Source organism: Kitasatospora sp. NPDC028961 (assembly GCF_055564815.1).
The window spans coordinates 227,980-254,976 of record NZ_JBVHVO010000003.1; the positions used below are offsets into that span (position 1 = coordinate 227,980).

26 protein-coding genes and 1 pseudogene are annotated in these 26,997 nt (G+C 72.3%); 15 read left to right on the forward strand and 12 right to left on the reverse strand.

What is annotated here, in order from left to right; translation table 11 throughout:
- Positions 1–51 precede the first annotated feature (51 nt).
- The 4 genes from qcrC to ACZ4UX_RS08505 all read left to right on the forward strand — a co-directional run bounded on the left by qcrC (position 52) and on the right by ACZ4UX_RS08505 (position 4,073).
- The gene (qcrC, locus tag ACZ4UX_RS08490; protein ID WP_329487311.1) at positions 52–861 is read left to right on the forward strand and encodes a cytochrome bc1 complex diheme cytochrome c subunit; all 810 of its coding nucleotides are present in this window, start codon (positions 52–54) and stop codon (positions 859–861) included.
- Complete coding sequence (qcrA, locus tag ACZ4UX_RS08495) at positions 858–1,928, forward strand: cytochrome bc1 complex Rieske iron-sulfur subunit (RefSeq protein WP_380389855.1); 1,071 nt, start codon at positions 858–860, stop codon at positions 1,926–1,928. Before qcrC ends, qcrA begins: the two co-directional genes overlap by 4 nt.
- The gene (qcrB, locus tag ACZ4UX_RS08500) at positions 1,925–3,586 is read left to right on the forward strand and encodes a cytochrome bc1 complex cytochrome b subunit (RefSeq protein WP_329487313.1); all 1,662 of its coding nucleotides are present in this window, start codon (positions 1,925–1,927) and stop codon (positions 3,584–3,586) included. The genes qcrA and qcrB overlap by 4 nt, the downstream gene beginning before the upstream one ends.
- A gap of 103 nt (positions 3,587–3,689) precedes the next feature.
- On the forward strand, positions 3,690–4,073 hold the full coding sequence (locus ACZ4UX_RS08505; protein ID WP_329487314.1) for a GntR family transcriptional regulator: 384 nt from the start codon (positions 3,690–3,692) through the stop codon (positions 4,071–4,073).
- Positions 4,074–4,101: 28 nt separating this feature from the next.
- Here ACZ4UX_RS08505 and ACZ4UX_RS08510 read toward each other — a convergent pair whose 3' ends face one another.
- The 4 genes from ACZ4UX_RS08510 to ctaC all read right to left on the reverse strand — a co-directional run bounded on the left by ACZ4UX_RS08510 (position 4,102) and on the right by ctaC (position 8,569).
- Positions 4,102–5,361: a L,D-transpeptidase gene (locus ACZ4UX_RS08510; protein WP_465706095.1), complete on the reverse strand. Its 1,260-nt coding sequence runs from the start codon at positions 5,359–5,361 to the stop codon at positions 4,102–4,104.
- A 165-nt stretch (positions 5,362–5,526) separates the two neighbouring features.
- Positions 5,527–5,943 carry a cytochrome c oxidase subunit 4 gene (locus ACZ4UX_RS08515; RefSeq protein WP_329487316.1) on the reverse strand — a complete coding sequence of 139 codons (417 nt, stop codon included), beginning with the start codon at positions 5,941–5,943 and terminating at the stop codon, positions 5,527–5,529.
- Positions 5,943–7,718, reverse strand: coding sequence for an aa3-type cytochrome oxidase subunit I (gene ctaD / locus ACZ4UX_RS08520; RefSeq protein ID WP_380389849.1), 1,776 nt, complete (start codon positions 7,716–7,718; stop codon positions 5,943–5,945). The genes ACZ4UX_RS08515 and ctaD overlap by 1 nt, the downstream gene beginning before the upstream one ends.
- Positions 7,715–8,569: an aa3-type cytochrome oxidase subunit II gene (gene ctaC / locus ACZ4UX_RS08525; RefSeq protein ID WP_329487317.1), complete on the reverse strand. Its 855-nt coding sequence runs from the start codon at positions 8,567–8,569 to the stop codon at positions 7,715–7,717. Before ctaC ends, ctaD begins: the two co-directional genes overlap by 4 nt.
- A 337-nt stretch (positions 8,570–8,906) precedes the next feature.
- Between ctaC and ACZ4UX_RS08530 the strand changes: the two genes are divergently transcribed.
- Positions 8,907–10,391: an aminotransferase class V-fold PLP-dependent enzyme gene (locus ACZ4UX_RS08530; protein WP_465706096.1), complete on the forward strand. Its 1,485-nt coding sequence runs from the start codon at positions 8,907–8,909 to the stop codon at positions 10,389–10,391.
- A gap of 22 nt (positions 10,392–10,413) precedes the next feature.
- Here ACZ4UX_RS08530 and ACZ4UX_RS08535 read toward each other — a convergent pair whose 3' ends face one another.
- A complete protein-coding gene (locus ACZ4UX_RS08535; RefSeq protein WP_465706097.1) occupies positions 10,414–11,391 on the reverse strand; it encodes a carbohydrate kinase family protein in 978 nt (325 codons plus the stop codon).
- Between the two features lie 250 nt (positions 11,392–11,641).
- On the opposite strand from ACZ4UX_RS08535, the gene ACZ4UX_RS08540 reads away from it, so the two are divergent.
- A complete protein-coding gene (locus tag ACZ4UX_RS08540; protein ID WP_465706098.1) occupies positions 11,642–11,860 on the forward strand; it encodes a hypothetical protein in 219 nt (72 codons plus the stop codon).
- Between the two features lie 103 nt (positions 11,861–11,963).
- Complete coding sequence (locus tag ACZ4UX_RS08545) at positions 11,964–12,695, forward strand: hypothetical protein (RefSeq protein ID WP_465706099.1); 732 nt, start codon at positions 11,964–11,966, stop codon at positions 12,693–12,695.
- 73 nt (positions 12,696–12,768) lie between these two features.
- On the opposite strand, the gene erpA is transcribed toward ACZ4UX_RS08545, so the two are convergent.
- Entirely contained in the window at positions 12,769–13,122 is a 354-nt protein-coding gene (gene erpA / locus ACZ4UX_RS08550; RefSeq protein ID WP_329487322.1) for an iron-sulfur cluster insertion protein ErpA, read from the reverse strand.
- Between the two features lie 244 nt (positions 13,123–13,366).
- On the opposite strand from erpA, the gene ACZ4UX_RS08555 reads away from it, so the two are divergent.
- Positions 13,367–14,236: a GNAT family N-acetyltransferase gene (locus tag ACZ4UX_RS08555; RefSeq protein WP_465706100.1), complete on the forward strand. Its 870-nt coding sequence runs from the start codon at positions 13,367–13,369 to the stop codon at positions 14,234–14,236.
- A 66-nt stretch (positions 14,237–14,302) separates the two neighbouring features.
- On the opposite strand, the gene ACZ4UX_RS08560 is transcribed toward ACZ4UX_RS08555, so the two are convergent.
- The 3 genes from ACZ4UX_RS08560 to ACZ4UX_RS08570 form a co-directional block, all read right to left on the reverse strand.
- A complete protein-coding gene (locus ACZ4UX_RS08560) occupies positions 14,303–15,670 on the reverse strand; it encodes a pyridoxal phosphate-dependent decarboxylase family protein (RefSeq protein ID WP_329487324.1) in 1,368 nt (455 codons plus the stop codon).
- 241 nt (positions 15,671–15,911) lie between these two features.
- Positions 15,912–16,376: an Lrp/AsnC family transcriptional regulator gene (locus ACZ4UX_RS08565; RefSeq protein WP_329487325.1), complete on the reverse strand. Its 465-nt coding sequence runs from the start codon at positions 16,374–16,376 to the stop codon at positions 15,912–15,914.
- A 125-nt stretch (positions 16,377–16,501) separates the two neighbouring features.
- Positions 16,502–17,425: an NADP-dependent oxidoreductase gene (locus tag ACZ4UX_RS08570; protein ID WP_329487326.1), complete on the reverse strand. Its 924-nt coding sequence runs from the start codon at positions 17,423–17,425 to the stop codon at positions 16,502–16,504.
- Positions 17,426–17,647: 222 nt separating this feature from the next.
- On the opposite strand from ACZ4UX_RS08570, the gene nadA reads away from it, so the two are divergent.
- A complete protein-coding gene (gene nadA, locus ACZ4UX_RS08575) occupies positions 17,648–18,832 on the forward strand; it encodes a quinolinate synthase NadA (protein ID WP_465706101.1) in 1,185 nt (394 codons plus the stop codon).
- Positions 18,833–18,903: 71 nt separating this feature from the next.
- Here the strand turns inward: nadA and pspAA are convergent, their stop codons facing one another.
- The gene (pspAA, locus tag ACZ4UX_RS08580) at positions 18,904–19,197 is read right to left on the reverse strand and encodes a PspA-associated protein PspAA (RefSeq protein WP_359834368.1); all 294 of its coding nucleotides are present in this window, start codon (positions 19,195–19,197) and stop codon (positions 18,904–18,906) included.
- Positions 19,198–19,234: 37 nt separating this feature from the next.
- Positions 19,235–20,023, reverse strand: coding sequence for a PspA/IM30 family protein (locus ACZ4UX_RS08585; RefSeq protein WP_380392108.1), 789 nt, complete (start codon positions 20,021–20,023; stop codon positions 19,235–19,237).
- 316 nt (positions 20,024–20,339) lie between these two features.
- On the opposite strand from ACZ4UX_RS08585, the gene ACZ4UX_RS08590 reads away from it, so the two are divergent.
- Together ACZ4UX_RS08590 and ACZ4UX_RS08595 are read left to right on the forward strand one after the other, a co-directional pair.
- A complete protein-coding gene (locus tag ACZ4UX_RS08590; protein ID WP_329487329.1) occupies positions 20,340–20,939 on the forward strand; it encodes a DUF3043 domain-containing protein in 600 nt (199 codons plus the stop codon).
- 158 nt (positions 20,940–21,097) lie between these two features.
- Entirely contained in the window at positions 21,098–21,838 is a 741-nt protein-coding gene (locus ACZ4UX_RS08595; RefSeq protein ID WP_352287237.1) for a methyltransferase domain-containing protein, read from the forward strand.
- A gap of 33 nt (positions 21,839–21,871) precedes the next feature.
- On the opposite strand, the gene ACZ4UX_RS08600 is transcribed toward ACZ4UX_RS08595, so the two are convergent.
- The gene (locus tag ACZ4UX_RS08600; RefSeq protein ID WP_329487330.1) at positions 21,872–22,075 is read right to left on the reverse strand and encodes a hypothetical protein; all 204 of its coding nucleotides are present in this window, start codon (positions 22,073–22,075) and stop codon (positions 21,872–21,874) included.
- Between the two features lie 104 nt (positions 22,076–22,179).
- Here ACZ4UX_RS08600 and cobU point away from each other — a divergent pair.
- The 4 genes and pseudogenes from cobU to ACZ4UX_RS08620 form a co-directional block, all read left to right on the forward strand.
- Positions 22,180–22,827: pseudogene (gene cobU / locus ACZ4UX_RS08605) on the forward strand (bifunctional adenosylcobinamide kinase/adenosylcobinamide-phosphate guanylyltransferase); the annotation flags it as partial.
- 28 nt (positions 22,828–22,855) lie between these two features.
- Complete coding sequence (locus ACZ4UX_RS08610; protein WP_359802669.1) at positions 22,856–23,971, forward strand: nicotinate-nucleotide--dimethylbenzimidazole phosphoribosyltransferase; 1,116 nt, start codon at positions 22,856–22,858, stop codon at positions 23,969–23,971.
- Between the two features lie 77 nt (positions 23,972–24,048).
- Positions 24,049–24,846, forward strand: coding sequence for an adenosylcobinamide-GDP ribazoletransferase (locus ACZ4UX_RS08615; protein ID WP_465706102.1), 798 nt, complete (start codon positions 24,049–24,051; stop codon positions 24,844–24,846).
- A gap of 302 nt (positions 24,847–25,148) precedes the next feature.
- Positions 25,149–26,654: a leucyl aminopeptidase gene (locus ACZ4UX_RS08620; protein ID WP_329487333.1), complete on the forward strand. Its 1,506-nt coding sequence runs from the start codon at positions 25,149–25,151 to the stop codon at positions 26,652–26,654.
- Positions 26,655–26,997: the final 343 nt, after the last annotated feature.

The following is a 26,997-nucleotide window of genomic DNA, read 5'->3' on the forward strand; positions in this document are numbered from 1 at the left end:
GCCGCCGGGTGCACCCACCAGTCGACCAGATCCTGACACCGGGGTTATTCCGTGAAAAAGCTCTCCGCACGACGGCGCCACCCATTGGCGGCGCTGGTCGTCCTACTTCTCGCCCTGGCGGCAACCGGGGGGCTGTACGCCGCGTTCGCGCCCGCCGACAAGGCGCAGGCCGACGTCGCCGCGCAGTCGCTCGCGATCGATGAGGGCAAGAAGCTCTTCGCCGTGGGCTGCTCCTCCTGCCACGGCCTGAATGGCCAGGGCAGCAGCGACGGTCCGAGCCTGGTCGGCGTCGGCTCAGCCGCGGTCGACTTCCAGGTCGGCACCGGCCGCATGCCGGCCCAGCAGCCCGGCGCCCAGGTGCCGAGCAAGAAGAACATCTACTCGCAGGCGGAGATCGACCAGCTCGCCGCCTTCGTGGCTTCGCTCGGCCCCGGCCCGGTCATCCCGACCGAGGAGCAGTACACCTCGACCAACCCCGAGGACCTCTCCAAGGGTGGCGAGCTGTTCCGCACCAACTGCGCCCAGTGCCACAACTTCGCCGGCCAGGGCGGTGCCCTGACCCAGGGCAAGTACGCCCCGTCGCTGGAGGGAGTGGACGCCAAGCACATCTACGAGGCCATGCAGACCGGCCCGCAGAACATGCCGTCGTTCCCGGACACCACCATGCCCGAGGAGCAGAAGAAGCAGATCGTGGCCTTCGTCCGCCACACCACCAACGATGAGCCGAACCCCGGCGGTCTCACGCTCGGCAGCCTCGGTCCGGTGACCGAGGGCCTGTTCGGCTGGATCTTCGGTCTCGGCACGCTCATCGCGGTCGCGATCTGGGTCGCCGCCCACACCACCAAGGCCAAGAAGTCATGAGCCACGACATGTCAGAAGAGAAGCTCCCGGAGTCACACGGCTCCGCCGGACACCACGAGGTGGCCGCCCACGGCGATCCGTTCGCCGACCCGGGCCTGCCGGCCCACCAACCGCGTCGCACCGACATCGACGAGCGGGCCGCCCAGCGGGCCGAGCGCCAGGTCTCGCTGATGTTCGTGGTCTCGATGCTCGCCACCGTGGGCTTCATCGCCTCCTACGTGGCCATCGACCCGGACAAGATCGTCTACATCTTCCCGCTGGGCCACGTCAGCGCGCTGAACTTCGCGCTGGGCATGACCCTGGGCGTCGCGCTGTTCTGCATCGGCGCGGGTGCGGTCCACTGGGCCCGCACCCTGATGTCGGACCACGAGATCCCGGCCGAGCGTCACCCGATCGAGGCCGACGACGAGGTCCGCGCGGACGTCATCGAGCAGTTCAGGACCGGCGCCGCCGAGTCCGGCTTCGGCCGCCGCAAGATGATCCGCAACACCCTCATCGGTTCGATGGCCCTGGTGCCGCTGTCCGGCGTCGTGCTGCTGCGCGACCTGGGCCCGCTGCCCGAGGACAAGCTGGAGCACACCGGCTGGCGCGAGGCCACCGATGTGAAGCCGCTGCAGCTGATCAACATGAACACCAACCAGCCGATGAAGGCCGAGGACGTCATCGTCGGCTCGCTGACCTTCGCCATGCCGGAGGGTCTCAGCACGCACGACGAGGACTTCCAGCAGCAGATCGCCAAGGACGCCCTGATGCTGGTGCGCATCGCACCGGAGGACATCAAGGACACCGAGTCCCGGGAGAAGGGCTTCGAGGGCATCCTCGCCTACTCCAAGATCTGCACCCACGTCGGCTGCCCGATCAGCCTGTACGAGCAGCAGACCCACCACGCGCTCTGCCCCTGCCACCAGTCGACCTTCGACCTGGCGGATGGCGCGCGCGTCATCTTCGGCCCGGCCGGCCACCCGCTGCCGCAGCTGAAGATCACCACTGACGAGAAGGGCTTCCTGGTCGCCACCGGCGACTTCGACGAGCCCGTCGGCCCGAGCTACTGGGAGCGTGCTCGATGAGTAGCGCGAGCAGCACCACCTCCGGTGCCGCCAAGCCCGCCGGCAGCACGCGTGCCAAGCCCGCCAACAAGTGGGAGCAGGCTGCTGACTGGACGGACGGCCGGCTGGGGATCTACTCCCTCGCCAAGGCCAACCTGCGGAAGATCTTCCCGGACCACTGGTCCTTCATGCTGGGCGAGATCTGCCTCTACACCTTCGTCATCATCATCCTGACGGGCGTGTACCTGACGCTGTTCTTCAAGCCCAGCATGGGCGAGGTCATCTACGACGGCTCGTACATCCCGCTCAAGGGCATCCCGATGTCCGAGGCGTACGCGTCGACGGTGGACATCAGCTTCGAGGTCCGCGGCGGCCTGCTGGTCCGCCAGATCCACCACTGGGCCGCGCTGGTCTTCGTGGCCGCGATGCTCGTGCACATGATGCGCGTGTTCTTCACCGGCGCGTTCCGCAAGCCGCGTGAGATCAACTGGGTCTTCGGCTTCCTGCTGCTGGTCCTGGGCATGTTCGACGGCTTCTTCGGCTACTCGCTGCCCGACGACCTGCTCTCGGGCACCGGTATCCGCTTCATGGAAGGCGCGATCCTCGCCGTCCCGCTGGTGGGCACCTACATCCAGATGTTCCTGTTCGGCGGCGAGTTCCCCGGCCACGACATCGTGCCGCGGTTCTTCACCATCCACGTGCTGCTGATCCCCGGCATCATGCTCGGCCTGCTGGTCGCGCACCTGATCCTGGTCTTCTACCACAAGCACACCCAGTGGGCGGGCCCGGGCAAGACCGAGAAGAACGTCGTCGGCATGCCGCTGATGCCGGTCTACATGGCCAAGGCCGGTGGCTTCTTCTTCCTGGTCTTCGGCCTCATCGCCGCCGTCTCGGCGATCGCCACGATCAACCCGATCTGGGCGTACGGCCCGTACCGCCCCGACCAGGTGTCCACGGACGCCCAGCCGGACTGGTACATGGGCTTCTCCGAGGGCCTGATCCGTGTCATGCCGGGCTGGGAGATCGGCCTGTGGGGCCACACCCTGAACCTGGGTGTCTTCGTCCCGCTGATGATCTTCCCGCTGGTCCTGGTCGCGATCGCGGTCTACCCGTTCATCGAGTCCTGGGTCACCGGCGACAAGCGCGAGCACCACATCCTGGACCGCCCGCGCAACGCGCCGGTCCGCACCGCGCTGGGCGCCGCCTGGATCAGCCTGTACCTGGTGCTGCTGGTCGGTGGTGGCAACGACCTGTTCGCCACCCACCTGCACCTGTCGATCAACGACATCACGTACTTCGTCCGCGTGGGCTTCTTCGTGGTGCCGGTGCTGACCTTCATCGCCACCAAGCGCTGGTGCCTCGGCCTCCAGCGCCGGGACAAGGAGAAGGTGCTGCACGGCCGCGAGACGGGCGTCATCAAGCGCCTGCCGCACGGCGAGTTCATCGAGGTGCACGCCCAGCTGCCGCAGGCCGACCTGCACAAGCTCACCTCGCACGAGCAGCCGCCCGTGTTCGAGCTGCCGGCCGAGACGGACGAGAACGGCGTGGCCGCCAAGGCCGGGCTGATCCCCCGTACCCGGGCGAAGCTCTCCCGCGGCTTCTACGGCGAGGGCAGCCGGATCCCGAAGCCGACCGCCGAGGAGCACCACGAGATCACCAGCGGCCACGGCCACCACTGATCCCGTACGCATCCCCCGCGTCACCCCCGAGGGCCGCCGACCAGAGTTCTTCCTGGTCGGCGGCCCTCGGGCTTTCCCGTCCGCCCCACCGTCAGGAGCCCCCGTGGAGCTGTCCGTCGACCCCGCCGCCGCCACGCCCCCGTACGAGCAGATCCGGGAGCAGATCGCCGAGCGCGCCCGCACCGGTGACCTGCCGACCGGGCTGCGGCTGCCCACCGTCCGGGCCCTGGCCGAGCAGCTCGGGCTGGCGGCCGGGACGGTGGCGCGGGCCTACCGCGAGCTGGAGACCGACGGGGTGGTGGAGACGCACGGCCGGCGCGGCACCCTGATCGCCGCCACCGGGGACACCGCGCACCGGCTGGCCGCCGCCGCGGCCACCGAGTACGCCGAGCGGGTCCGGCGGCTCGGCGTGCCGGAGGCGGACGCCCTGGCGGCCGTGGCGACGGCGCTGCGGCTGGCCCACCGGGAGCCCGGCCGGGAGGGCTGAGCGGCCCGGGCCGGGGCCGGGAGAGGCGTCAGAGCTCCGGGCGGATCATCCCGGTGGCGGGGGCCCGGGAGGCCGGCGGCGTGGTGCTGACGGGCTGTCCGAGGGCGCTGTGCTTGACCCAGTCGGTCCAGGCGATGTTCCAGTCCCCGAAGCCGTTGCCGAACGACTCCATGCTCGGACCCTGGCTGTTGACCACCGTGACCAGGTCGCCGATCCGGGTGTTCTGGTAGAACCACTTCGCGTTCTCGGTGCTCATGCCGGTACAGCCGTGGCTGACGTTCGCCACCCCCTGCGAGCCCACCGACCAGGGCGCGGCGTGCACGTACTCGCCGCTCCAGGTCACCCGGGTGGCCCACTCGACGTTGAGGTCGTAGGCCTCCGAGCTGCCGGCGGCTATGCCGATCGTCTCGCCGCTCATCCGCACCTGGCGCTCCTGTCCGAGCACCACCTTGACGCCGTTGCGGGTGTCGAAGCCGGGCTTGCCGGTGGTCACGGGTATCGTCCGGACCACCTCGCCGCCACGCGTCAGGGTGAGCTCGTGGGTGGCGGCGTCCACCACCGACTCCACCCGCTCGCCGATCCGCAGGGCCAGCGCGGCGCGGTCGCCGCCGTAGAGGCCGTCCGCGATCCGGCTGCCGGTGCCGTCGTAGACCAGGCTGACGGTGGTGCCGGTCGGCCAGTACTCCTCCGGCCGGAAGTGCAGGTTCTTGTCGTCCACCCAGTACCAGCCGCCGGTGACGGCGGGCTGCGAGGTGACGGTCAGGGCGCGCTCGACCTCCTGGCGGGCCTGCGGGTCCTTCACCGCCTCCGAGAGCTGGACGGTGAGCGGCTGGCCGACGCCGTAGAGGCCGGTGCCGGAGGAGTCCGGGCCGAGCTTGGCGGTGAGCAGGCGCTGGCCCGCCACCGTGCTGAAGCCGGCGGTGGTCTCGCCGCGACCGCCCTTGCCGTCGTCGGCGGCGATCCTGACGGTGTAGGCGGTGGCCGCCTTGAGGCGCCCGGTGGTCTGCCAGCTGAGCTGGTCCGCCGAGAGCTGTCCGGCCACCACCCGGCCGTCCGGACCGACCACCGTGACGTCGGTGAGCCGGCTGCCGGGTACCGCCGTCACCGTCACCGGCTGGGACGGATCCACCGTCCCGGTCGCCGAGAGGTGCACCAGCGGGACCGCGTCGACCCGGTGGACGCCGCCCGGGGCGTCGTCCTCACCGGACGAGCAGGCGGCCAGTGGGGCCAGTACGACGAGAGCCAGCGAGATGCTGCCGATACCTGCGGTTCCGCGCCTGTCGGCCATGACCGCCTCCGAGGGTTCGCACGATTGATCAGATCGTAGGAACGTGAAGCGGCGGAGCGACATCCGAGCGACCCCCCGTTCGCCCAGAGGGGTGAGGCCGTCACTCCGGGGACGCAAAAGGGCCGGGCATCCTTTGCGGAATGCCCGGCCCTGTGCGAGGGAGACCTACTGGTTCTGGTTCTCGCCCCGGTAGAACTCGAAGACCCAGCCGAACAGGCCGATCAGGATGATCGGGATCGACCAGTACAGCAGCCACCAACCGAAGATCACGCCCATGAACGCGAGCGCGCCACCGATCGCCAGCGAGAGCGGCTGCCAGCTGTGCGGGGCGAAGAAGCCCAGCTCGCCGGCGTCGTCCGCGACCTCGGCCTCGGGGTTGTCACCAGCGCCGCTGTCCACCCGGCGGGCGGTGAAGGCGAGGTAGTACCCGATGAAGGCGCAGAGGGCGAAGGCGAGGAACAGCGCGGTGGTACCGGCGGCCTCCACCCCGAGGTCGGAGTGGTTGGTCCAGACGCCGTAGGTGATCGCCATCGCGAGCGTGAAGACCGCGAGGCCCAGGAAGATCTTGCCCTGTTCCTTCATCAGGCGTCGCCTTCCTTCTTGCCCTTGCCCAGCTGCGGGACGTCGTACTTGGCCGGGGTCACACCGGCGAGGTGCTTGGCCGGCTCACCGTGGTTCTCCAGGTAGTCCAGCGCGGCGATCTCCGGGTAGTGGAGGTCGAAGGCCGGCGATTCGGAGCGGATCCGGGGCAGCGTGAGGAAGTTGTGCCGCGGCGGCGGGCAGGAGGTCGCCCACTCCAGCGAGCGGCCGTAGCCCCACGGGTCGTCCACCTCGACCTTCTCGCCGTACTTGGCCGTCTTCCAGACGTTGTACAGGAACGGCAGGATCGACAGGCCGAGCAGGAACGAGCCGATGGTCGAGACGGTGTTCAGCGTGGTGAAGCCGTCCGCGGCCAGGTAGTCGGCGTAGCGGCGGGGCATGCCCTCCGCGCCGAGCCAGTGCTGCACCAGGAAGGTGGTGTGGAAGCCGATGAAGAGCGTCCAGAAGGTCATCTTGCCGAGGCGCTCGTCCAGCATCTTGCCGGTCATCTTCGGCCACCAGAAGTGGAAGCCGGCGAACATCGCGAAGACGACGGTGCCGAAGACCACGTAGTGGAAGTGGGCGACGACGAAGTACGAGTCCGAGACGTGGAAGTCGATCGGCGGGGAGGCGAGCAGGACACCCGTCAGACCACCGAAGAGGAAGGTGACCAGGAAGCCGACCGTCCAGAGCATCGGGGTCTCGAAGCTCAGCGAGCCCTTCCACATGGTGCCGACCCAGTTGAAGAACTTCACACCGGTCGGGACCGCGATCAGGAAGGTCATGAAGGAGAAGAACGGCAGCAGCACTTGGCCGGTGACGTACATGTGGTGGGCCCACACCGTCACGGACAGACCGGCGATCGCGATGGTGGCCGCGATCAGGCCGGAGTAGCCGAACATCGGCTTGCGGCTGAAGACCGGGATGATCTCCGACACGATGCCGAAGAACGGCAGCGCGATGATGTACACCTCGGGGTGGCCGAAGAACCAGAAGAGGTGCTGCCAGAGCAGCGCCCCGCCGTTGGCCGGGTCGAAGACGTGTGCCCCGAATTTGCGGTCCGCCTCCAGGGCGAACAGCGCGGCGGCCAGGACCGGGAAGGCCAGCAGGACCAGCACGGCGGTCAGCAGGACGTTCCAGACGAAGATCGACATCCGGAACATCGTCATGCCGGGCGCGCGCATGCAGATGATCGTGGTGATGAAGTTGACCGCACCGAGGATGGTGCCGAAGCCGGAGAAGGCCAGGCCCATGATCCACATGTCGGCGCCGATGCCCGGCGAGCGGACGGCGTCCGACAGCGGGGAGTAGGCGAACCAGCCGAAGTCGGCCGCACCCTGCGGGGTGACGAAGCCGGCCACCGCGATGGTCGAGCCGAAGAGGTACAGCCAGTACGCGAACATGTTCAGACGCGGGAACGCCACGTCCGGGGCGCCGATCTGGAGCGGCATGATCCAGTTCGCGAAGCCGGCGAAGAGCGGCGTCGCGAACATCAGCAGCATGATCGTGCCGTGCATCGTGAACGCCTGGTTGAACTGCTCGTTCGACAGGATCTGGGTCCCGGGACGAGCCAGCTCGGCGCGCATGACCAGGGCGAGGATGCCACCGATCAGGAAGAAGGCGAACGACGTGCCCAGGTAGAGCGTGCCGATCGTCTTGTGGTCAGTGGTGGTCAGCCACTTGATGATGGTCGAACCCGGCTTCCGGGTCCGCTGCGCCCCGACCGTGACGGCCCCGGCGCCCCCGCCGGCCGCGGCGGGCTCGTTGAGGATGGTCACTTCTCTTCACTTCCCATGGTCGTGATGCCGGAGGGCACCGCGCCGGTCTGGCCCTTGGCCCGGAGGTCCGCCAGGTGCTTGTCGTACTCCGCGCGGTCGACGACCTTCACGTTGAAGAGCATGCGCGAGTGGTCGACGCCGCAGAGCTCGGCGCACTTGCCCATGTACGTGCCCTTGACGGTCGGGGTGACCTCGAACTTGTTCACCACACCCGGGACGACGTCCATCTTCATCATGAAGTTGACGGGCCAGAAGTCGTGGATGACGTCACGAGAGGTCAGCCGGAACTGGACCGACTCGTTGACCGGCAGGTACAGGGTCGGCACCTCCTTGGGGGTGCCCACGTCGTACGCGGCGTCCTTGTTGGCCGGGTCGGGGTTCTCGGTGTTCTCGTAGTTGAACGCCCAGCTCCACTGGAAGCCGACCACGTTGACCGTGTGCTGCGGCTTCTCGGAGACGGAGATCAGCCTCGACTCGTCGCGGGCGACGAAGTAGAAGAGAACCGACACGATGATGATGGGGACCGCGGTGTAGAGCGCCTCGATGGGCACGTTGTACCGGGTCTGCGGAGGGACCTGCACACCGGTGCGGCTGCGCCGGTGGAAGATCACGCTCCAGATGATCAGACCCCACATCAGTACGCCGACCACCAGCGCCGCGATCCAGGACCCCTGCCACATGTGGAGGACCAGCGGCCCTTCCTCGGTGACGGGGCTCGGGAGGCCAAGCCTGGGGAGGTCGTTGGCCGAGCAGCCGGTGGCGGTCGCGATGACGAGGCCCAGTGCCAGCGCCTGAGGCAGCTTCCGCCGCATCGTGCGCCGCGGCGAGCGGTCGGAGCCGTTGGGACTCACGTAGCGCCTTCCCGAAGTCTCGCCCGCCTTCGCGTCGCCCCGCGGAGGTTTGTGAGCCTCCCCGGCGACCCGTCCACGGGCACGGTTTGAATGCTTATGCGGGCCAAACCCTACTCCAGCCTTATGCGCTGCTGACGGGCAGGTCCCGGTAACGCGCCGCCCGGTCGCCCGATCAGGCCCCGCAAGGGCTGCGCCGCAGGTCATCGTAGGCATTAGAGGTCCGTACGCCCGATCGGGGGATGACCTCGAACAACGTGGGTGACGGCCCGTCGGACGAGGACGAATCGGACATTCGGGTTGATCGTCTGACGGTCGGTGAGCGTGGCCGACGGCCGGAATGCGACCGGGAGTGTCGTTAAATGTGACCGTGTACTTCGATGTGGCGTCCACGGCCCCGCTCCACCCCGTCGCACGGCAGGCGCTGACCGCCGCGCTGGACGAGGGGTGGGCCGATCCGGCCCGGCTCTACCGCTCCGGGCGGCAGGCCCGGATGCTGCTGGACGCCGCCCGCGAGACGGTCGCCGAGGTGCTCGGCGCCCGGGCCGACGAGATCGCCTTCACCACCAGTGGGACCCAGGCCGTCCAGACGGGCATGCTCGGCGCGCTGGCGGGCCACCGGCGCCGGGGCGCGCACCTGGTGCACTCCGCGGTGGAGCACTCCAGCGTGCTGCACACCGCCGAGCGCTGGGAGCACTCCCGGCCGGGGGCCGGCGGCGAGGTGGGCGTGGTACCGGTCGACCGGTACGGGCGGGTGTCGCCGGAGGGGTTCGCGGCGGCGCTGCGGCCGGACACCGCGCTGGCCGTGCTCCAGTCGGCCAACCACGAGGTGGGCACGGTGCAGCCGGTGGCCGAGGTGGCCGAGGTCTGCGGTGACGTCCCGCTGCTGGTGGACGCCGCGCAGAGCGCCGGGCGGGTGGACGTCCCGGGTGGCTGGTCGCTGCTGACGGCCAGTGCGCACAAGTGGGGCGGCCCGGCCGGAGTCGGCGTCCTGGCGGTGCGCAAGGGGGTCCGGTACGCCTCGCCGCTGCCGGCCGACGAGCGCGAGGGCGGCCGGGTGCCGGGCTTCGTGAACGTCCCGGCGATCGTGGCCGCGGCCGCCTCGCTCCGGGCGGTGCGGGCCGAGGCCGAGCGGGAGAACGCCCGGCTGCACGCGCTGGTCGAGCGGATCCGGGCCCGGGTGCCGCAGTCGGTGCCCGAGGTCGAGGTGGTCGGCGATCCGGTGCGACGGCTGCCGCACCTCGTCACCTTCTCCTGCCTGTACGTCGACGGCGAGGTGCTGCTGACCGAGCTGGACCGGGCCGGCTTCGCGGTCTCCTCCGGTTCGTCCTGCACCTCCTCCACCCTGACGCCGAGCCATGTGCTGGCGGCGATGGGCGTGCTCACCGAGGGGAACGTCCGGGTCTCGCTGCCGTTCGGCGCGGCCGAGGCCGACGTCGAGCGGTTCCTCGCGGTGCTGCCGGAGCTGGTGGCCCGGGTCCGTGCCCCGCTCGGGCTGGACCTGGCGCTGCCCGGGCCGGCCGGGGAGCCGGCGGGCGCCCCCGGGCCGCAGAGCGGCGCGCCGGTGACCGGCGCGCTGGTGATCGACGCGCTGGTGATCGACGCGCTGGGCAAGCGCTGCCCGCTGCCGGTGATCGAGCTCGCCAAGCGGATCGGCGAGGTGCCGGCGGGCGGGACGGTCGCGGTGCTGGCCGACGACGAGGCGGCCCGGCTGGACGTCCCGGCCTGGTGCGGCATGCGCGGCCAGGAGTACCTGGGCGAGGCCCCGGCCGCCGACTTCGGCGGCGACCGGGGCTCGGCCTACCTGGTGCGGCGCACCGCCTGAGCGGGTACGCCGGACCGCTCGGCTACTTGACCAGGTGCGCCCGGACCTCGGCGGCGGCCTCGGCGCCGTACGCGGCCTCGAAGCGCTGCAGGAAGGCGAGCGGACGCAGCTCGTACTCCTGGGTGCCGACGGTCTCGATCACCAGGGTCGCGAGCATGCAGCCGAGCTGGGCGGAGCGCTCCAGGTCCAGCTCCCAGGAGAGACCGGCCAGGAAGCCGGCCCGGAAGGCGTCGCCGACACCGGTCGGGTCGACCTTGGCCTCCTCGGGCGCGCAGCCGACGACCACCGGGGCCTCGCCCTTGCGGTCGATCCGCACGCCCTTGCTGCCGAGGGTGGTGATCCGGGTGCCGACCCGGGTCAGGATCTCCTCGGCGTCCCAGCCGGTCTTGGTCTCGATCAGCGCGGCCTCGTACTCGTTGGTGAAGAGGTACGCGGCGCCGTCGACGATCTCGCGGATGTCCTCGCCGTCCAGGCGCGCCAGCTGCTGCGACGGGTCGGCGGCGAAGGCGTAGCCGCGGGTCCGGCACTCCTGGGTGTGGCGGACCATGGCCTGCGGGTCGTCGGCACCGATCAGCACGAGGTCCAGCCCGCCGACCCGGTCGGCGATCGGCTTGAGCTCGATGTTGCGGGCCTCGGCCATGGCACCGGTGTAGAACGAGGCGATCTGGTTGTGGTCCTCGTCCGTGGTGCACATGAAGCGGGCCGTGTGGCGGGTCTCGGAGATGTGGACCGAGCGGCAGTCCACGTTGTTGCGCTCCAGCCAGCTGCGGTACTCCCCGAAGTCCGCGCCGGCGGCGCCGACCAGGATCGGGCTCAGCCCGAGGACACCCATGCCGAACGCGATGTTCGGCGCGACACCGCCGCGACGGATGTCGAGGGTGTCGACCAGGAAGGACAGCGACACGGTGTGCAGCTGCTCGGCCACGAGCTGGTCGGAGAACCGACCGGGGAACGTCATCAGGTGGTCGGTCGCGATCGAACCGGCGACGGCGATACGCACGGGAGGTCTCCTCAGGAGGGCGGCATGGGCCACGGGAAAGCAGGGGGCGGAACCCACCCACGGTACCGGGCGGGGGGCGGGCGGCAGCAAGAGCGCCCCTCCTGGCACCGGTCGCCGTCGAACGTGTACTACCCCCGGGTAGCTCTGGTGGGGGCCGGACGGGCGGCCTAGGGTCGCTGGCAGGGGCCGGTCCGGCCCTGACCGAGCCGTGGCAGTGCGGCCGCGGCACCGTGGATCGGAGCGATGCCCGATGATGCCAAATCCCCACCCGCTGCGTGTTCCGCCCGCCCTCAAGGGCGACGCCGACGGCGAGACGCTGGACGCGCTGGTGGACTCCTCCCGGCAGCTGCGCCGCTTCTGGCCGCTGCTGGCGACCGGCCCGGAGCCCAGCGCTCCCGCCCCAGTCGGATTCAGCGTCTCCTCCGGGGCCCAGCGCCTGGTCGCGGGGATGGCCGAGTACGGCATGTGATCCTCCCCGGGGGCGGGCGGGAACCGGATTCGTCCGAGGCACGTCACATCCGCGCGGTGCGGCCGTGGAGGCGGCGCCGCCGAAACCCTCGGGAGGATGTCAGATGGACCTGGAGACGATGCCCCGGCGTACCGGTGGAGCACGGCCCGGCCGGCCGGGCCGACGGCGGGCGGCGGCCCTGGCGGGTCTGCTGCTGGCGGCGGCCGCGCTGGCCGGCTGCGGGGACGGTGACGGCAAGGCGGCCGCGGATTCGGCCACCGGTTCGGCCTCGCCGTCGGCGAGCGCGACGCCCTCGCCCGGCTCCCCCGCCCCGACGACCGCCACCACCGCGCCGTCGGCCCCGGACTCGCCGCCGGTGGCGACCCCGCCGACCGATCCGACGGCGAGCACCCCCGACCCCCGGCCGACCGGCCCCGCGCCGGGCACCGGCCCGGGCCAGACGCCCACCCCGGTGCCCACTCCCCCGCGGGAGGGCATCGCGGTCGGTGAGCCCGACCCGAACGGCCGGCCGGCCCACCCCGCGATCACCTACCGGGTGGACGGGACCAAGCTGACGGTCTGGTTCTACGGCGGGATCTGCGAGAAGTACGCGCTGAAGGCGGACGAGTCCAAGCCCGGACGGGTGGACGTCCGTGTCACGGTGGCGGCGCCGATGCCGGCCGGGCAGGCCTGCGCCGAGTTGGCCAAGCGGCAGACGGTGACCGCCGACCTGAAGCAGCCGCTGATGGGCCGGGCGGTGACGGACCTCGCGACCGGTCAGCCGGTGCCGCTGGAGAGCGACCCGCACGTCGGCCCGGACCCGGCCGACCCCGGCCCGGAGATCGGCGGGAAGTAGGGCCCGTGGCCCGGTACGGGAAAACGGCGAGGGCGGCCCCGGAGAATCCGGGGCCGCCCTCGCCGTCTGCCGACTAGCTGAACGAGTCGCCGCAGGCGCAGGAGCCCGTGGCGTTCGGGTTGTCGATCGTGAAGCCCTGCTTCTCGATGGTGTCCACGAAGTCGACGGTGGCGCCGCCGAGGTACGGGGCACTCATCCGGTCGGTGACGACCTTGACACCGTTGAAGTCCTTGAGCACGTCGCCGTCGAGCGAGCGCTCGTCGAAGAACAGCTGGTAACGCAGGCCGGAGCAACCACCGGGCTGGACGGCGACGCGAAGCGCAAGGTCGTCGCGGCCCTCCTGCTCCAGCAGGCCCTTGACCTTGGCCGCGGCGGCATCGGTAAGGAGGATGCCACTCTCGACGGTGGTCTCGTCCTGGACGGTCATCTGCTTTCTCCCGGTCTTGACGACGGTCTGCCGCCAGTGCCAACCAACGGCCGTCCGGATTCATTTCCCGGACGGCGGTGTAATTTCGGCGACTTTCGGCGGCGGAATTTTCGTGGGCCGGGTGTACCACCCGCTCCCCTACGCTCCCCATGCTCGCACAACCGGCGCGGCTCGGACACCGCCCCGACCGCGGATCCGGCGGAACCGGCCCCGGGCGCCGGGTGCGACGGCCAGGATGGTGGGCATGATCCTGCGCCTGGTCCAGGACACCGCCGCCGACGCGGAGGCCGTCCAGCACATCGCCCGCGCCTCGTTCGCGCCGCTCGCCGACAGCGCCGGCCCGGCCCCGCAGGACGGGCCCCCGGTGGGCCGGCTGGCCAGGACCAGACACCTCGTCCGGACCGACCCGCAGGGCTGCTGGCTGGCGGAGAGCGACGGCGAACCGGTCGGCGCCGTGCTGTCGCTGCGCCGCGAGGGCCTCTGGATCCTGGCGCTGCTCGTGGTGCGGCCCGAGGCGCAGGGGCACGGCCTCGGCCGGCTGCTACTGGAGCGGGCCGCCGCGTACGGGCGCGGCTGCCTGCGCGGGATGCTCTGCGTCCCGCCGTCCCCGGCGGCGGCCCGCCGGTACCGGCTGGCCGGGTTCACCCTGCACCCGGCGATGGCGCTGACCGGCCGGGTGGACCGGGCCGGGCTGCTCGACCCCGGTGACATCCCGGTGCACCCCGGCAACGCCAGCCACCGGCACCTGCTGGACTCGGTGGACCGCCGGCTGCGCGGCGCGGCGCACGGGCCGGACCACGAGCTGATGCTGAGCCACTGCGAGGAGCTGCTGATCGCCGACGCGCTGGCCGGCAGCGGCTACTGCTACCGCGACGGCGGCGAGGTCCGGCTGCTGGCCGCGACCTCGAAGCGGATCGCCGCCCGGCTGCTGCGCGAGGCGCTGGCGCGGGTGCCGGACGGCGTGGACGCCCACGTGGGGCACCTGACCGCCGAGCAGGAGTGGGCGCTGGACGTCGGCCTGGAGGTCGGGCTGAGCCCGCGGACCGTGGGCTTCCTGGGCCTGCGCGGGATGCGCCCGCCGGCGCCGTACCTGCCCGACGGCGCGCTGCTGTGACGCGCCGGCCCCCCGCCGGTCGGCCGGCGGGGGGGTCGGGGCGTTCGCGCGGTCGGCCGCGGGGGCTCAGACCATGGTGTCCAGGATCTCCCGGACCATCGCCATCGTGGTGCCCGGGTGCAGGAAGGCGAAGCGGGCGACCGTCTCGCCGTCCCAGCCGGTCGGGGTGACGAAGCCGATCTGGTCCGCGAGCAGCTGCTGCGACCAGCGGTAGTAGTCGTCGTTGGTCCAGCCCTTGCGGCGGAAGCACACCGCCGAGAGCTGCGGGTCGAACAGCAGCTCCAGGTGCTCGGTGTCGCGGATCAGCTGCGCGGTGTCCCGGGCCAGCGTGAGGCCGGTCTCGATGGCGTCGGTGTAGGCCTGGGTGCCGTGCACGGCCAGCGAGAACCAGAGCGGCAGGCCGCGGGCGCGCCGGGTCAGGTGGTAGGCGTAGTCGGTGGGGTTCCACTCGTCGCCCTCGGTGTGCAGCACGTCCAGGTAGGAGGCGTCCTGGGTGTGCACGGCGCGGGCGAGCTGCGGGTTGCGGTAGATCAGCGCGGCGCAGTCGAACGGGGCGAACAGCCACTTGTGCGGGTCCACCACGAAGGAGTCGGCGTGCTCGATGCCGTCGTAGCGGGCCCGGACGGAGGGGGCGAAGAGGCCCGCGCCGCCGTAGGCGCCGTCCACGTGGAACCAGAGGCCGCGCTCGCGGGCCACCTCGGAGAGGCCCTGGAGGTCGTCGATGATGCCCTCGTTGGTGGTGCCGGCCGTCCCGACGACGGCGATCACCGTCTCCGGGTTCGGGTCGGCGGCCAGGGCGGCGCGCAGCGCCTCGCCGGTGAAGCGGCGGTCGACGGTGGGGACCTTGAAGGCCTCCACGCCGATGATGTTGAAGGTGTTCTTGACCGAGGAGTGCACCTGGTCGGCGACGGCGATCCGCAGCCGGGCCTCCGGGCCGACGCCGAGCCGGCGGCGGGCGGTGTCGCGGGCGACGACCAGCGCGGAGAGGTTGCCGGCCGAACCGCCGGAGACGAAGGTGCCGCCGGCCGACTCGGGCATCCCGGCCCGGTCCGCGATCAGGCGCAGCACCTGGTTCTCGGCGGCGATGGCGCCGGCCGCCTCCAGCCAGGAGATGCCCTGCAGCGAGGCGCAGGAGACGACCATGTCGAAGAGCAGCGCGGCTTTGGTCGGCGCGCACGGGATGAACGAGAGGTAGCGCGGGCTGTCGGCGGAGATCACCGCGCGGGAGAGCTCGTGGTCGTAGAGCTTCAGCACGTCGGCCGGGTTGTTGCCGTCCGCGTTGAGCAGACCGGCCAGCTGGGTGCGCAGGTGCTCGCCGTCACCGGGGTGGTCGAGCGGAACGGGGTCGTACTGCAGCCGCTCCCGCATGTAGTCGAAAACCAGGTCGACCAGCTCGTTGTCGGGCCGGTGCATGCGGTCGGGTGCTGCGGACACGGGGGTCCCTCTCGGCTGTGGGGTGTCGGGGGAGGTCCGGCGGCGCGGGACGTCTCACCGCTCCGCCGGATGTGATCAGCCTAGGCAGCACCGTGCCCCCGCCGCGCGTCCGAACGCGGCTGGTCAGGCAGGATTCGAGCGTCTTGGCCGGGGCCCGCGCAGGATTCCTGCGCAGGCCGCCGGGCGGCCCCGGGGGGCGGCCGCGCCGGCCCGCGGAGGGAGCGGACTGGGCCGTTCGGATTCAGCCGATGAGCTGGGAGAGCACGACCGAGGAGCGGCTGCGCTGGACGCCGGGCTCCCGCCGGATCCGCTCGATCACGGCCTCCAGGTGCCGGGTGTCGGAGGCCCGCAGGTGGACCAGGGCGTCCGGATCGCCGGTGACCGTCCAGGCCGCGACCACCTCGGGGAACTGGCGCAGGCTCGCCAGGATCTCCTCCGGGGCGGTCCGCTCCCGGCAGTACACCTCGACGAAGGCCTCGGTCTGCCAGCCGAGCACCGAGGGGTCGAGGACGACGGTGAAGCCGCGGACCACCCCGCGCGCCCGCAGCCGGTCGATCCGGCGGCGGACGGCGGTGGCGGAGAGGTTCACCTGCACGCCGATCTCGGCGTAGGAGGCCCGGCCGTCGCTGCCCAGCCGGGCGAGCAGGAGACGGTCGGTCTCGTCGAGGGTCGCCCCGACCGTCTCGTGTGCTCGACTGCTGGTCATCGGTGCGGGGCTCCACGGGTCGTACGGGGGTCGGCGGGACGGCGGCCGCCGAAACGGTTCTGCACCATTCTGGCGGATGACAGGACCGAGTCCACCGCTGGCAGATGACGGCTCGCGGACCGTTCTCAGTCCACCAGGAGCACGATCTTCCCCCGGGTGCGGCCCTCCGCGCTGAGCGCCTGGGCGGAGCCGGCCTGCGCGAGCGGGAAGGTGGAGGCGACGGTGACGGTGAGCCGCCCGTCGTCGGCGAGCGCCGCCAGCTCCGCCAGCCCGGCGGCGTCGGGGCGGACCCAGACGTAGTGGCCGCCGAGCGCCTTCACCCGGTAGTCCGTCACCGAGGCGATCCGGGACGGGTCCGCGACCAGGGCGGCCGAGACCTCGACGGCCCCGCCGCCGACCAGGTCGAGGGCGGCGTCCACCCCGCCGGGCGCCAGGGCCCGGACCCGCTCGGCCAGGCCTTCGCCGTGGGCGACCGGCTCGGCGCCGAGGCCGCGCAGGTAGTCGTGGTTGCGCTCGCCCGCGGTGCCGATCACCCGGGCCCCGAACGCCTTGGCGATCTGCACGGCCAGGTGGCCGACTCCGCCCGCCGCGGCGTGCACCAACACGGTGTCGCCCGCGGCCACCCGCAGCGCCCGCAGGCCCTGGAGGGCGGTCAGGCCGGCCAGCGGCAGGCCGCCGCTCTGCGCCCAGTCCAGAGCCGCGGGCCGGCGGGCCAGCGTGCGGACGGGGGCGGCGACCAGCTCGGCGTAGGTCCCGTGCTCGACGGAGTCCTTGCGCACGTAGCCGTAGACCTCGTCGCCGGGGGCGAACTCGGTCACCCCGCCGCCGACCGCCCGGACCACCCCGGCCGCGTCCCAGCCCATCACCAGGGGGAAGTGGACGTCCAGCAGGCCGTCCAGAGCGCCGTCCCGGACCCTCCAGTCCACCGGGTTCACCCCGGCCGCCCTGACCTCCACCAGGACCGAGTCCGGCCCGACCTTGGGGTCCGGGAGGTCGGTGTACTCCACCACCTCGGGGCCGCCGTAGCGGCGGATCGCGATTGCCTTCATGGACCCAGCCAAACCCGGCCGGGCCCGGATACCGGTTCGGCCACGCCGAACCGCCCCCTATCGTGCTTCCGGCGCCACCGAACGGGCCCGAAGCGGGAAGCGGTTCTCGTCACATCGACAGAATGGCCATCGTCAGTCTGACGCTAAGCGGTTATCATAGATAGCGTCAGATAGACGAGAAGGCTGCACCGACTGATCGGCCGCACAGAAGGGCACCCGCCCGTGACCACCACCATCACCGAGACCTACGGCGTCGACCCCACTCCGACGCCGCTCGCTCTGCTGCTGCTCGGCCGTGAGGCCGACCCGAACAGCGAGCGCGGCGTCGAGTGCCCCGGCGACCTTCCCGCCGCCTCCGACCCGGACCTCGTCGCCCGTGCGCGGGCCGCGAAGGAGGCGCTCGGGGATCGCGTCTTCATCCTGGGCCACCACTACCAGCGCGACGAGGTGATCGAGTTCGCCGATGTCACCGGCGACTCCTTCAAGCTCGCGCGCGACGCGGCCGCCCGCCCGGAGGCCGAGTACATCGTCTTCTGCGGCGTGCACTTCATGGCCGAGTCCGCGGACATCCTCACCGGCGACGCCCAGCAGGTCGTCCTGCCGGACCTCGCGGCCGGCTGTTCGATGGCCGACATGGCCACCGCCGAGCAGGTCGCCGAGTGCTGGGACGTCCTGACCGACGCCGGCATAGCCGACGTCACCGTCCCGGTCTCGTACATGAACTCCTCCGCCGACATCAAGGCCTTCACCGGCAAGCACGGCGGCACCATCTGCACCTCGTCCAACGCGAAGCGGGCCCTGGAGTGGGCCTTCGAGCAGGGGCAGAAGGTGCTCTTCCTGCCCGACCAGCACCTGGGCCGCAACACCGCGGTGCGCGAGATGGGCTTCTCGCTGGACGACTGCGTGCTCTACAACCCGCACAAGCCCAACGGCGGCCTGACCGCCGAGCAGCTGCGGAACGCCAAGATGATCCTCTGGCGCGGCCACTGCTCAGTGCACGGCCGGTTCTCGCTGGACTCGGTCAACGACGTCCGCGAGCGCATCCCCGGCGTCACCGTGCTGGTGCACCCCGAGTGCAAGCACGAGGTCGTCGCGGCCGCCGACATGGTGGGCTCGACCGAGTACATCATCAAGGCGCTGGACGCCGCCGAGCCCGGCTCCAAGTGGGCCATCGGCACCGAGCTGAACCTGGTCCGCCGGCTCGCCAAGGCGCACCCGGACAAGGAGATCGTCTTCCTGGACCGGGCGGTCTGCTTCTGCTCCACGATGAACCGGATCGACCTGCCGCACCTGGTCTGGGCGCTGGAGTCGCTGGTCGAGGGCCGGGTGCCGAACGTGATCCGGGTCGACCCGGAGACCGAGAAGCACGCCAAGGCGGCGCTGGACCGGATGCTCGCCCTGCCGTAGCCACCGCACGCCGAAGGGCGGGCTCCTCCGCACTGGAGGAGCCCGCCCTTTCGTCTGGCGCGAGACGTCCGCTACTCGGGCAATCCGGGGATCAGGCCGTCACCCTCGGCCCGCAGCAGCTCCCTGACCTGGTCGATCGTCGAGTCGGCAGCCGGGAGGATCAGGTCGGAGGGCTCCAGCGAGGCGTCCGGCAGCGGGGTGCCGAACTCCTTGACGGCGCCCAGCAGCTCCCCGAGCGCTCGGCGGAAATGCTCTTCGTCCCCCGAGTCCAGTGCGGTGACGAGCTCGTCGTCCAGCTCGTTCAGCCGGTTCAGATGGGCGTCGCCCACCTCGAACTGGCCCTCCCCCATGACCCTCATGATCATGCCGTGCGTCTCCCTGGTTCGTGGGGTGAAGCTCAGGTCACTTGTTGTAGTTGATCCGCGGGGAGTCCGGCTGGGCGTCCTGCGGCTGTCCCTTGCCCGGCTCGATGGCCTGCGGACCGGAGGCCGGCGAGCCGCCCGTCAGTTCGGCCTTCATCCGGGCCAGCTCCAGCTCGACGTCCGAACCGCCGGCCACCCGCTCCAGCTCGGCCTCGATGTCGTCCTTGCGGCCGAGACCGCTGGCGTCGTCGAGCGCGCCGGAGGCCAGCAGCTCGTCGATCGCACCGGCCCGGGCCTGCATCTGGGCGGTCTTGTCCTCGGCCCGCTGGATCGCCAGACCGACGTCGCCCATCTCCTCCGAGATGCCGGAGAAGGACTCGGCGATCCGGGTCTGCGCCTGGGCCGCGGTGTAGGTGGCCTTGATCGTCTCCTTCTTGGTGCGGAAGGCGTCGACCTTTGCCTGCAGCCGCTGGGAGGCGAGCGTGAGCTTCTCCTCCTCGGCCTGGAGCTGCTGGTACTGCGTCTCCAGGTCGGTGATCTGGGACTGCATGTTCGACTTGCGGGTCAGGGCCTCGCGCGCGAGGTCCTCCCGGCCGAGCGAGAGGGCCTTGCGGCCCTGGTCCTCGTACTTGGCGGACTGCTGCTGCAGCTGGGTCAGCTGGAGCTCCAGGCGCTTGCGCGAGGTGGCCACGTCCGCGACACCGCGACGCACCTTCTGCAGCAGCTCAAGCTGCTTCTGGTACGAATAGTCGAGCGTCTCACGGGGATCCTCCGCCCGGTCCAAGGCCTTGTTCGCCTTGGAGCGGAAGATCAACCCCATACGCTTCATGATTCCGTCGCTCATGGGCCTCGGGTGCCCCCTTCTCCGGCCTGCGGTCTTTATCTCGTTACCAGACACGACGAGTGTATGTGCAGCGAGCCCTTCGCCGCAGTGCACCTGCCTGCAACAAGACTGCTACAGCGTCCCCCTCCCGGGCCTCATCCCCGGGGTGGATCCGCCCCTCATCCCACCCATCGTCCGAAGCGGTGATCCCCTACGGGAAGACCCCCGGAAACCCGTCCGAGGGCCCGGACCGGCGCGATCGATATGCGTTTGGGTCCGAGGACACCCGTGGAAGCGGTCGCGCACCCCGTACGCTGGGGGTGTGTTCCGACGCCGTTCAGATGATGCCGCTGCCTCCGCCGCCGTGCTGGAGAAGCAGGACGAGACGACCCAGACCCGCGATCCGCAGGCGAAGAAGGGCCGGCCGACGCCCAAGCGCAGTGAGGCCGAGGCCCACCGGCGGACCAGGGTGACCGTACCCAAGGACCGCAAGGAGGCCTCCCGCCAGGCGCGCGAGCGCATGCGCAGCGAGCGCGAGAAGCAGCGCACCGCGCTGCTGGAGGGCGACGAGCGGCACCTGCCGGCCCGTGACAAGGGCCCGGTGCGCAAGTTCACCCGCGACTACGTGGACGCCCGCTGGTCGCTGGCCGAGTTCTTCCTGCCCGCCGCCGTGGTCATCCTGGTGCTCAGCATCGTCAAGGTGCCGGCCCTCCAGCTGCTCTCCACCCTGCTCTTCCTGGCCTTCTTCGTGCTGGTGGTGCTGGACTTCGTCCGCCTCGGGTTCGGTCTGCGCAAGTCGCTCACCGAGCGGTTCGCGGGCCAGAACACCCGCGGCGCGGTCGCCTACGGCCTGATGCGCATCCTGCAGATGCGCCGGCTGCGCCTGCCCAAGCCGCAGGTGCGGCGCGGAGAGAAGCCCTGACCGCCGAACCGGTGGACTCCGGCTGGGCCCCTCCCTCCTGGGAGGGGCCCGGCCTGTACGCGCTTCCGGGCCAGGGTGACGGCGGCCACGACCGGCTCGCCCAGGAGCGCCGGCTGCCCTCGCGCAGCGGTTCCTTCGCCGGCGGCACCGGCCCGTGGCTGGACCGCCTCGGCAGCCTGCGCAACCTCGTCCGGCAGGAGCTGGTCGCCCGGCAGCTCGCCGAGCAGCTGACCGGCCGCGCCGAACAGCGCGTCCTCGACATCGGCTGCGGCCAGGGCACCCAGGCCCTGCGGCTGGCGCGGGACGGCCACTACGTCACCGGGATCGACTCCGACCCGGTCGCGCTCGGCGTCGCCCAGGGGGCGCTCGCCGAGGAGCCGCCCGAGGTCCGCGGCCGGATGCAGCTGCTCAGCGGCGACGGCCACCAGTGCGGGCGCTGGTTCGGGCCGCGCAGCTTCGACGTGGTGCTCTGCCACGGCGTCCTGATGTACCTGCCGGACCCGGATCCGATGATCGCCTCGCTGGCCCGGCTGCTGGCCCCGGGCGGACTGCTCTCGCTGCTGGTCCGCAACCGTGACGCGCTGGCCCTGCGGCCCGCCGCCGCCGGGGACTGGCGGGCCGCCCTGCACGCCTTCGAGAGCGACCGCTACTACAACCGGCTCGGGCTGGCCGCCCGGGCCGACCGGCTCGCCGACCTCGCCGTCACCCTCTCCGAGGTGTCCGTGCCGCTGCGGCACTGGTACGGCGTGCGGGTCTTCACCGACAGCGCGCCCGACGACGCGGCGCCGCCGGTGGACGGTCGGCAGCTGGCCCAGCTGCTGGAGGCCGAGGAGCGGGCCGGCCGCACCGACCCGTACCGGCAGGTCGCCGCGCTGCTGCACGTCTTCGGGGCCAAGTAGCGGCCGCTCCCGACGGCGTGCGGGCGGGCGGGCTCAGGCCTCGTGCAGGCTCATCGAGTAGATCTCCCGGCCGTCGTCGAGCAGGACCGCGGTGTCCACGCCGTCCTCGGCCAGCTGCTTCCAGCTCTCCCCGATCCAGGTCTCGGCGTCCCCCTGGCCGGCGAACTCCTCCTCCTGGCCGCCGCTCGGGGCCACCACGGTGCCGTCCGCCTTCTCGTACCGCCACGTCCAGACCATGCCCGGTTCCTCCCACTGACGACCTGTGCGCTGCCTGCTGCTGCGCGCACCTTAGCCTGCCCGGCCCGATCTTCCGTATGCCTGACCGGGGCCGCGTTGTCGGCCGGGTCGCGGCTCCCCGGCCGGCCGGGCCGGGCCCGCGCGGGGCGGGGCGCCACCGCCTTGGCAGGATGGACGGCATGGCAGCCCACCCCGCACTCCCCCGCACCCTGCTCCTCGGCGGCGCCCGCTCCGGAAAGTCCACCAGGGCCGAGCAGTTGCTCGCCCGGTACCCGGACGTGCTGTACGTGGCCACCGGCGGCGCCCGGGACGGTGACACCGAGTGGGCCCAGCGGGTGGCGCTGCACCGCGACCGGCGGCCGGCGAGCTGGCGCACCGCCGAGACCTGCGACCTGGCGGCGGTCCTGGCGGACACCGCCGACCCGGCGCCGGTGCTGATCGACTGTCTGGCGCTCTGGCTGACCGCGGTGATGGACGAGTGCGGCGCCTGGGACGACGCGGTCTGGGCGGACGGCGGCGAGGCGGCCGTCCAGCGGCGCTGCGAGGAGCTCGCCCGGGCCTGGGCGGCGACCCGGCGCCCGGTGGTCGCGGTCAGCAACGAGGTGGGCATGGGCGTCGTCCCGGCCACCGCCTCGGGCCGCCGGTTCCGCGACACCCTGGGCCGGCTGAACATGGCGGTGGCCGACGCCTCGGAGCGTGTGCTGCTCGTCGTGGCGGGGCAGGTTCTGACGGTCAAGCCCGCCGCGGGCTGAACACCCGCGGCGTGTAGCCTTCCGATCGATGGACACGACCGTGGATCTCGATACGTTCTCCTCGCTCGTCGAGCGCCCCGACGAGAGCGCCCGGCGGGCCGCCGAAGAGCGCTGGCAGGCGCTGGACCGCCCGCGCGGCGGCCTCGGCCGGCTGGAGGAGCTGGGCAGTTGGCTGTCGTCCGTACAGGGCCGCTCCCCGGTGCGGCCGCTGTCGGCGCCCAAGGTGCTGCTGTTCGCCGCCGACCACGGGGTGGCGGCCCTCGGGGTGTCCCGGCTGCCCGCGCAGGGCGGCACGGCCGCCCGGGTGCGGGCGGTGCTGGACGGCACCGCGCCGGTCGCCCTGCTCGCCCGGCGCTTCGGCGCCGAGGTGCGGGTGGTGGACGTCGCGGTGGACGCGGACCCCTCCGACTTCCCGGACGAGGTCGTCGCCCACCGGGTGCGGCGCGGCTCCGGCCGGGTCGACGTCGAGGACGCGCTGAGCCCCGAGGAGACGGTCAAGGCCTTCCGGGCCGGGATGGCCGTCGCCGACGAGGAGGCCGACGCCGGGACCGACCTGATCGTCCTGGGTGACCTCGGGGTCGGCGCGACCACCGTGGCGGCCGTCCTGGTCGGCGCGCTCTGCGGCACCGACGCGGCCGCGGTGACCGGGCGCGGCTCGGGCATCGACGACCGGGTGTGGATGGTCAAGTGCGCGACCGTCCGGGACTCGCTGCGGCGGGCCCGGCCGGTGCTGGGCGACCAGTTGGCGCTGCTCGGCGCCACCGGCGGTGCCGACTTCGCGGCGATCACCGGCTTCCTGCTGCAGGCCGCGGTCCGCAAGCTCCCGGTGGTGCTGGACGGTGTGGTCTCGGCGGCCTGCGCGCTGGTCGCGCAGCGGATCGCGTTCCGGGCGCCGGAGTGGTGGCGGGCCGGGCAGTCCACCGGCGAGCCGGCCCAGGCCAAGGCCTACGACCGGCTGACCCTGACGCCCCTGCAGGAGCAGGAGATCACCATGGGCGAGGGCGTCGGCGCGCTGATGGCACTGCCGCTGCTGCAGGCCGCGGCGGACGCCCTGGCCGAGCACGCGCCCGCCCCGAGCACCCCGGCGGCCCCCAAGGAGCAGCCGAAGCTGCCCTCGGCCGCGGAGCTGCTCGGCCGGGTCTGACCGCCCCGGCGCCCGGACGGGGGCGGGTCGTCGCGGTGCGCGGCGCACCACGGTACGGATGCGAGGAACGGCGGGCCATGCAGGACGCTTCGGCACGGGAGCCGGCCCGGTGGGGTGAGGGGCTGCGGTTCGCGTTCGGCACGCTCTCCGTGCTGCGGGTGCGGGTCGAGCGGTGGGACCGCCCCGCGGCGGGCCGGGCGATGACGGCGGCCCCGGTGGTCGGCCTGACGCTCGGGGCCCTGGCCGCGGGTGCGGGAGCGCTGGTGGCCTGGCGCGCGGGCGGGCCGCTCGGCGCGGTGACCGCCGTCGGCGTGCTGGCCGCGCTGACCCGGGGCCTGCATCTGGACGGCCTGGCCGACGTCGCCGACGGCCTGGGCAGCGGCAAACCGGCCGAGGACGCCCTGCGCATCATGAAGCAGTCCGACATCGGGCCGTTCGGCGTACTGACCCTGGTGCTGGTACTGCTGGCCCAGATCGCCGCACTGGCCGGCCGGTTCGACGCGTCGCCGGCCGGCGGCGCGCTCGCGGTGCTCGCCTCGGCGACGGCCGCGCGGTGCGCACTCGGCTGGGGTTGCCTGCGCCCGGTGCCGGCCGCCCGGCCGGGCGGGCTCGGCGCGATGGTGGCCGGCACCGTGCCGCCGGCCGCGGCGGTGGCGGCGACGGCCGGCTCGGCCCTGCTGCTGGCCGCCCTCGGCCTGCTCGACGGCTCGTCAGTCCTCCGGCTGCCGCTGGCCGTTGCGGTCGGCCTCGGCTGCTCCTGGCTGCTGCTGCGGCGCTGCGTACGCCGGTTCGACGGCATCACCGGGGACGTCCTCGGCGCGATGGCGGAGACCGCCGCGACCGGCACCCTGGTCACCCTCGCGCTGATGGGCTGAGACCCGCCGCCGGCCCCCGCTCCCGGCGTTGGGACACCGGGCGGCGCGTGATCCCAGCATGCGGACTACCATGCGTGGAGCACCGCAGCCCTGCACCGTCGCAGGTCCGGCCCGGCCGACGCGCGTCGAGGAGCCGGGGCTTCTGGTGTGTGCGGCCGCCGTGACCGGTGGACGCACGCGCCAGGGGCCCCGGACCCGGCCCGCTCCGGCGGGACGGCCCGCAGTGGCGGCCCCGGGCTGCGCCGGTGCGGCAGCCGTGCCGTGACCGGTGCCGTGGACCGCGATAGAACAGGACGCATTACGTGACTGCATTGTCTGTGAGCACCTCCTCCGCCGCCTCGCTGCGCGCGGACGCCGTGGTGATCGGTGTGGCGAAGGGCCCGAAGGGCATCGTGCTGGCGCCGGGCGCCGAGGCCGTGAGCGAGGCGTTCGAGGGCAAGCTGGCCGAGGTCCTCACCACCCTGGGCGCGACCGGCGCCGAGGGCGAGGCCGTCAAGGTCCCCTCTCCCGCCGGCCTGAAGGCCGCGCTCGTGCTCGCGGTCGGCCTCGGCGAGGCCGCCGACGCCGGCTACGGCCTGGAGACCCTGCGCCGCGCCGCCGGTGTCGCCGCCCGCACCCTGGGCGGCAGCAAGAAGGCCGCGCTGGCCCTGCCGGCCGAGTCCGCCGACGAGGTCGAGGCGGTCGCGCTGGGCGGCCTGCTCGGCGCCTACTCCTTCGGCACCTACAAGGGCAACGGCAGCGCCAAGGAGCCGGTCGGCGAGCTCGTGCTGCTGACCGTCCGCAAGGGCAGCAAGGACGCCAAGGCCGCCGTCGAGCGCGCCGTCGTCCTCGGCGAGGAGATGAACCGCGCCCGCGACCTGGTCAACACCGCGCCGAACGACCTGAACCCCAAGGGCTTCGCCGCGATCGCCCAGGCGGCCGGCAAGGAGCACGGCCTCAAGGTCGAGGTGCTGGACGAGAAGGCGCTGCTCAAGGGCGGCTTCGGCGGCCTGCTCGGCGTCGGCAACGGCTCGGCCAACCCGCCGCGGCTGGTGAAGGTGGCCTACACCCACCCGAAGGCCAAGGCGAGCCTGGCGTTCGTCGGCAAGGGCATCACCTACGACTCGGGCGGCATCTCGCTGAAGCCGGCCGGCCACAACGAGACCATGAAGTGCGACATGGCCGGCGCGGCCGCGGTGTTCGCCGCCGTCGTCTCCGCCAAGCGCCTGGGCCTCGCCGTCAACGTCACCGCCTGGCTGGCGCTGGCCGAGAACATGCCGTCGGGCACCGCCACCCGCCCGGGTGACGTGCTGCGCATGTACGGCGGCAAGACCGTCGAGGTGCTGAACACCGACGCCGAGGGCCGCCTGGTGCTGGCCGACGCCATCGTGCGCGCCGGCGAGGAGAACCCGGACGTGATCGTCGACGTGGCGACGCTGACCGGCGCGATGATGCTGGCGCTGGGCAGCCGCACCTTCGGCGTGATGGCCAACAACGACGAGCTGCGCGAGACCCTGCACACCGTCGCGGGCGAGGCCGGCGAGCAGTCCTGGCCGATGCCGCTGCCGGCCGAGCTGCGCAAGGGCATGACCGAGTCGACCATCGCCGACCTGGCCAACATGGGCGAGCGGATGGGCGGCGGCCTGGTGGCCGGCCTGTTCCTCAAGGAGTTCGTGGCCGAGGGCATCGACTGGGCCCACCTGGACATCGCCGGCCCCGCCTTCCACGAGGGCGCGCCGTTCGGCTACACCCCCAAGGGCGGCACCGCGAGCGCGGTGCGCACCCTGGTCCGCTTCGCCGAGCGGACCGCGGCGGGCGACAAGGCCTGATCCGGGGTTCGGACGGACGGGGTCCCGCGCACTCGCGCCGGACCCCGTCCGCGTTCCCGGGGCCGGCCCGCCCCCGGCGGGTGTCCGCCCGCCCGCGGCGCTGTTACCTGCGAGTAGAAAGCGGGAGCCCGTCCGCACCTCTGTTCGCTGCGGGCGAAACTTTGTTCCACAGTGCGGAACCGGGGGCGGGCCGGACCGCGCCGAAGGCCGCTCCCGCCGCTGTCAAGCCCGCATTGAGCTGCGATGATGCCCTTCGGTCGGGGCTGTTCCCGCCCCTGTGACCACCCTTCGGGACACCCCTGGGGTGGACCCGGACATCAGCTGCCGTGAACAAGTGCGAAGA

Excerpts from the sequence above, each read along its gene's own strand:
- ACZ4UX_RS08510 (WP_465706095.1), bottom strand. The coding sequence starts at position 5,361 with ATGGCCGACAGGCGCGGAACCGCAGGTATCGGCAGCATCTCGCTGGCT.
- ACZ4UX_RS08610 (WP_359802669.1), top strand. The coding sequence starts at position 22,856 with ATGGACACGACCGTGGATCTCGATACGTTCTCCTCGCTCGTCGAGCGC.
- ACZ4UX_RS08540 (WP_465706098.1), top strand. The coding sequence starts at position 11,642 with ATGATGCCAAATCCCCACCCGCTGCGTGTTCCGCCCGCCCTCAAGGGC.
- ACZ4UX_RS08565 (WP_329487325.1), bottom strand. The coding sequence starts at position 16,376 with ATGACCAGCAGTCGAGCACACGAGACGGTCGGGGCGACCCTCGACGAG.
- qcrA (WP_380389855.1), top strand. The coding sequence starts at position 858 with ATGAGCCACGACATGTCAGAAGAGAAGCTCCCGGAGTCACACGGCTCC.
- qcrB (WP_329487313.1), top strand. The coding sequence starts at position 1,925 with ATGAGTAGCGCGAGCAGCACCACCTCCGGTGCCGCCAAGCCCGCCGGC.
- ACZ4UX_RS08530 (WP_465706096.1), top strand. The coding sequence starts at position 8,907 with ATGCGACCGGGAGTGTCGTTAAATGTGACCGTGTACTTCGATGTGGCG.
- erpA (WP_329487322.1), bottom strand. The coding sequence starts at position 13,122 with ATGACCGTCCAGGACGAGACCACCGTCGAGAGTGGCATCCTCCTTACC.
- ACZ4UX_RS08545 (WP_465706099.1), top strand. The coding sequence starts at position 11,964 with ATGGACCTGGAGACGATGCCCCGGCGTACCGGTGGAGCACGGCCCGGC.
- ACZ4UX_RS08615 (WP_465706102.1), top strand. The coding sequence starts at position 24,049 with ATGCAGGACGCTTCGGCACGGGAGCCGGCCCGGTGGGGTGAGGGGCTG.
- pspAA (WP_359834368.1), bottom strand. The coding sequence starts at position 19,197 with ATGATCATGAGGGTCATGGGGGAGGGCCAGTTCGAGGTGGGCGACGCC.
- ACZ4UX_RS08585 (WP_380392108.1), bottom strand. The coding sequence starts at position 20,023 with ATGAAGCGTATGGGGTTGATCTTCCGCTCCAAGGCGAACAAGGCCTTG.
- ACZ4UX_RS08570 (WP_329487326.1), bottom strand. The coding sequence starts at position 17,425 with ATGAAGGCAATCGCGATCCGCCGCTACGGCGGCCCCGAGGTGGTGGAG.
- ACZ4UX_RS08515 (WP_329487316.1), bottom strand. The coding sequence starts at position 5,943 with ATGAAGGAACAGGGCAAGATCTTCCTGGGCCTCGCGGTCTTCACGCTC.
- ACZ4UX_RS08555 (WP_465706100.1), top strand. The coding sequence starts at position 13,367 with ATGATCCTGCGCCTGGTCCAGGACACCGCCGCCGACGCGGAGGCCGTC.
- ACZ4UX_RS08600 (WP_329487330.1), bottom strand. The coding sequence starts at position 22,075 with ATGGTCTGGACGTGGCGGTACGAGAAGGCGGACGGCACCGTGGTGGCC.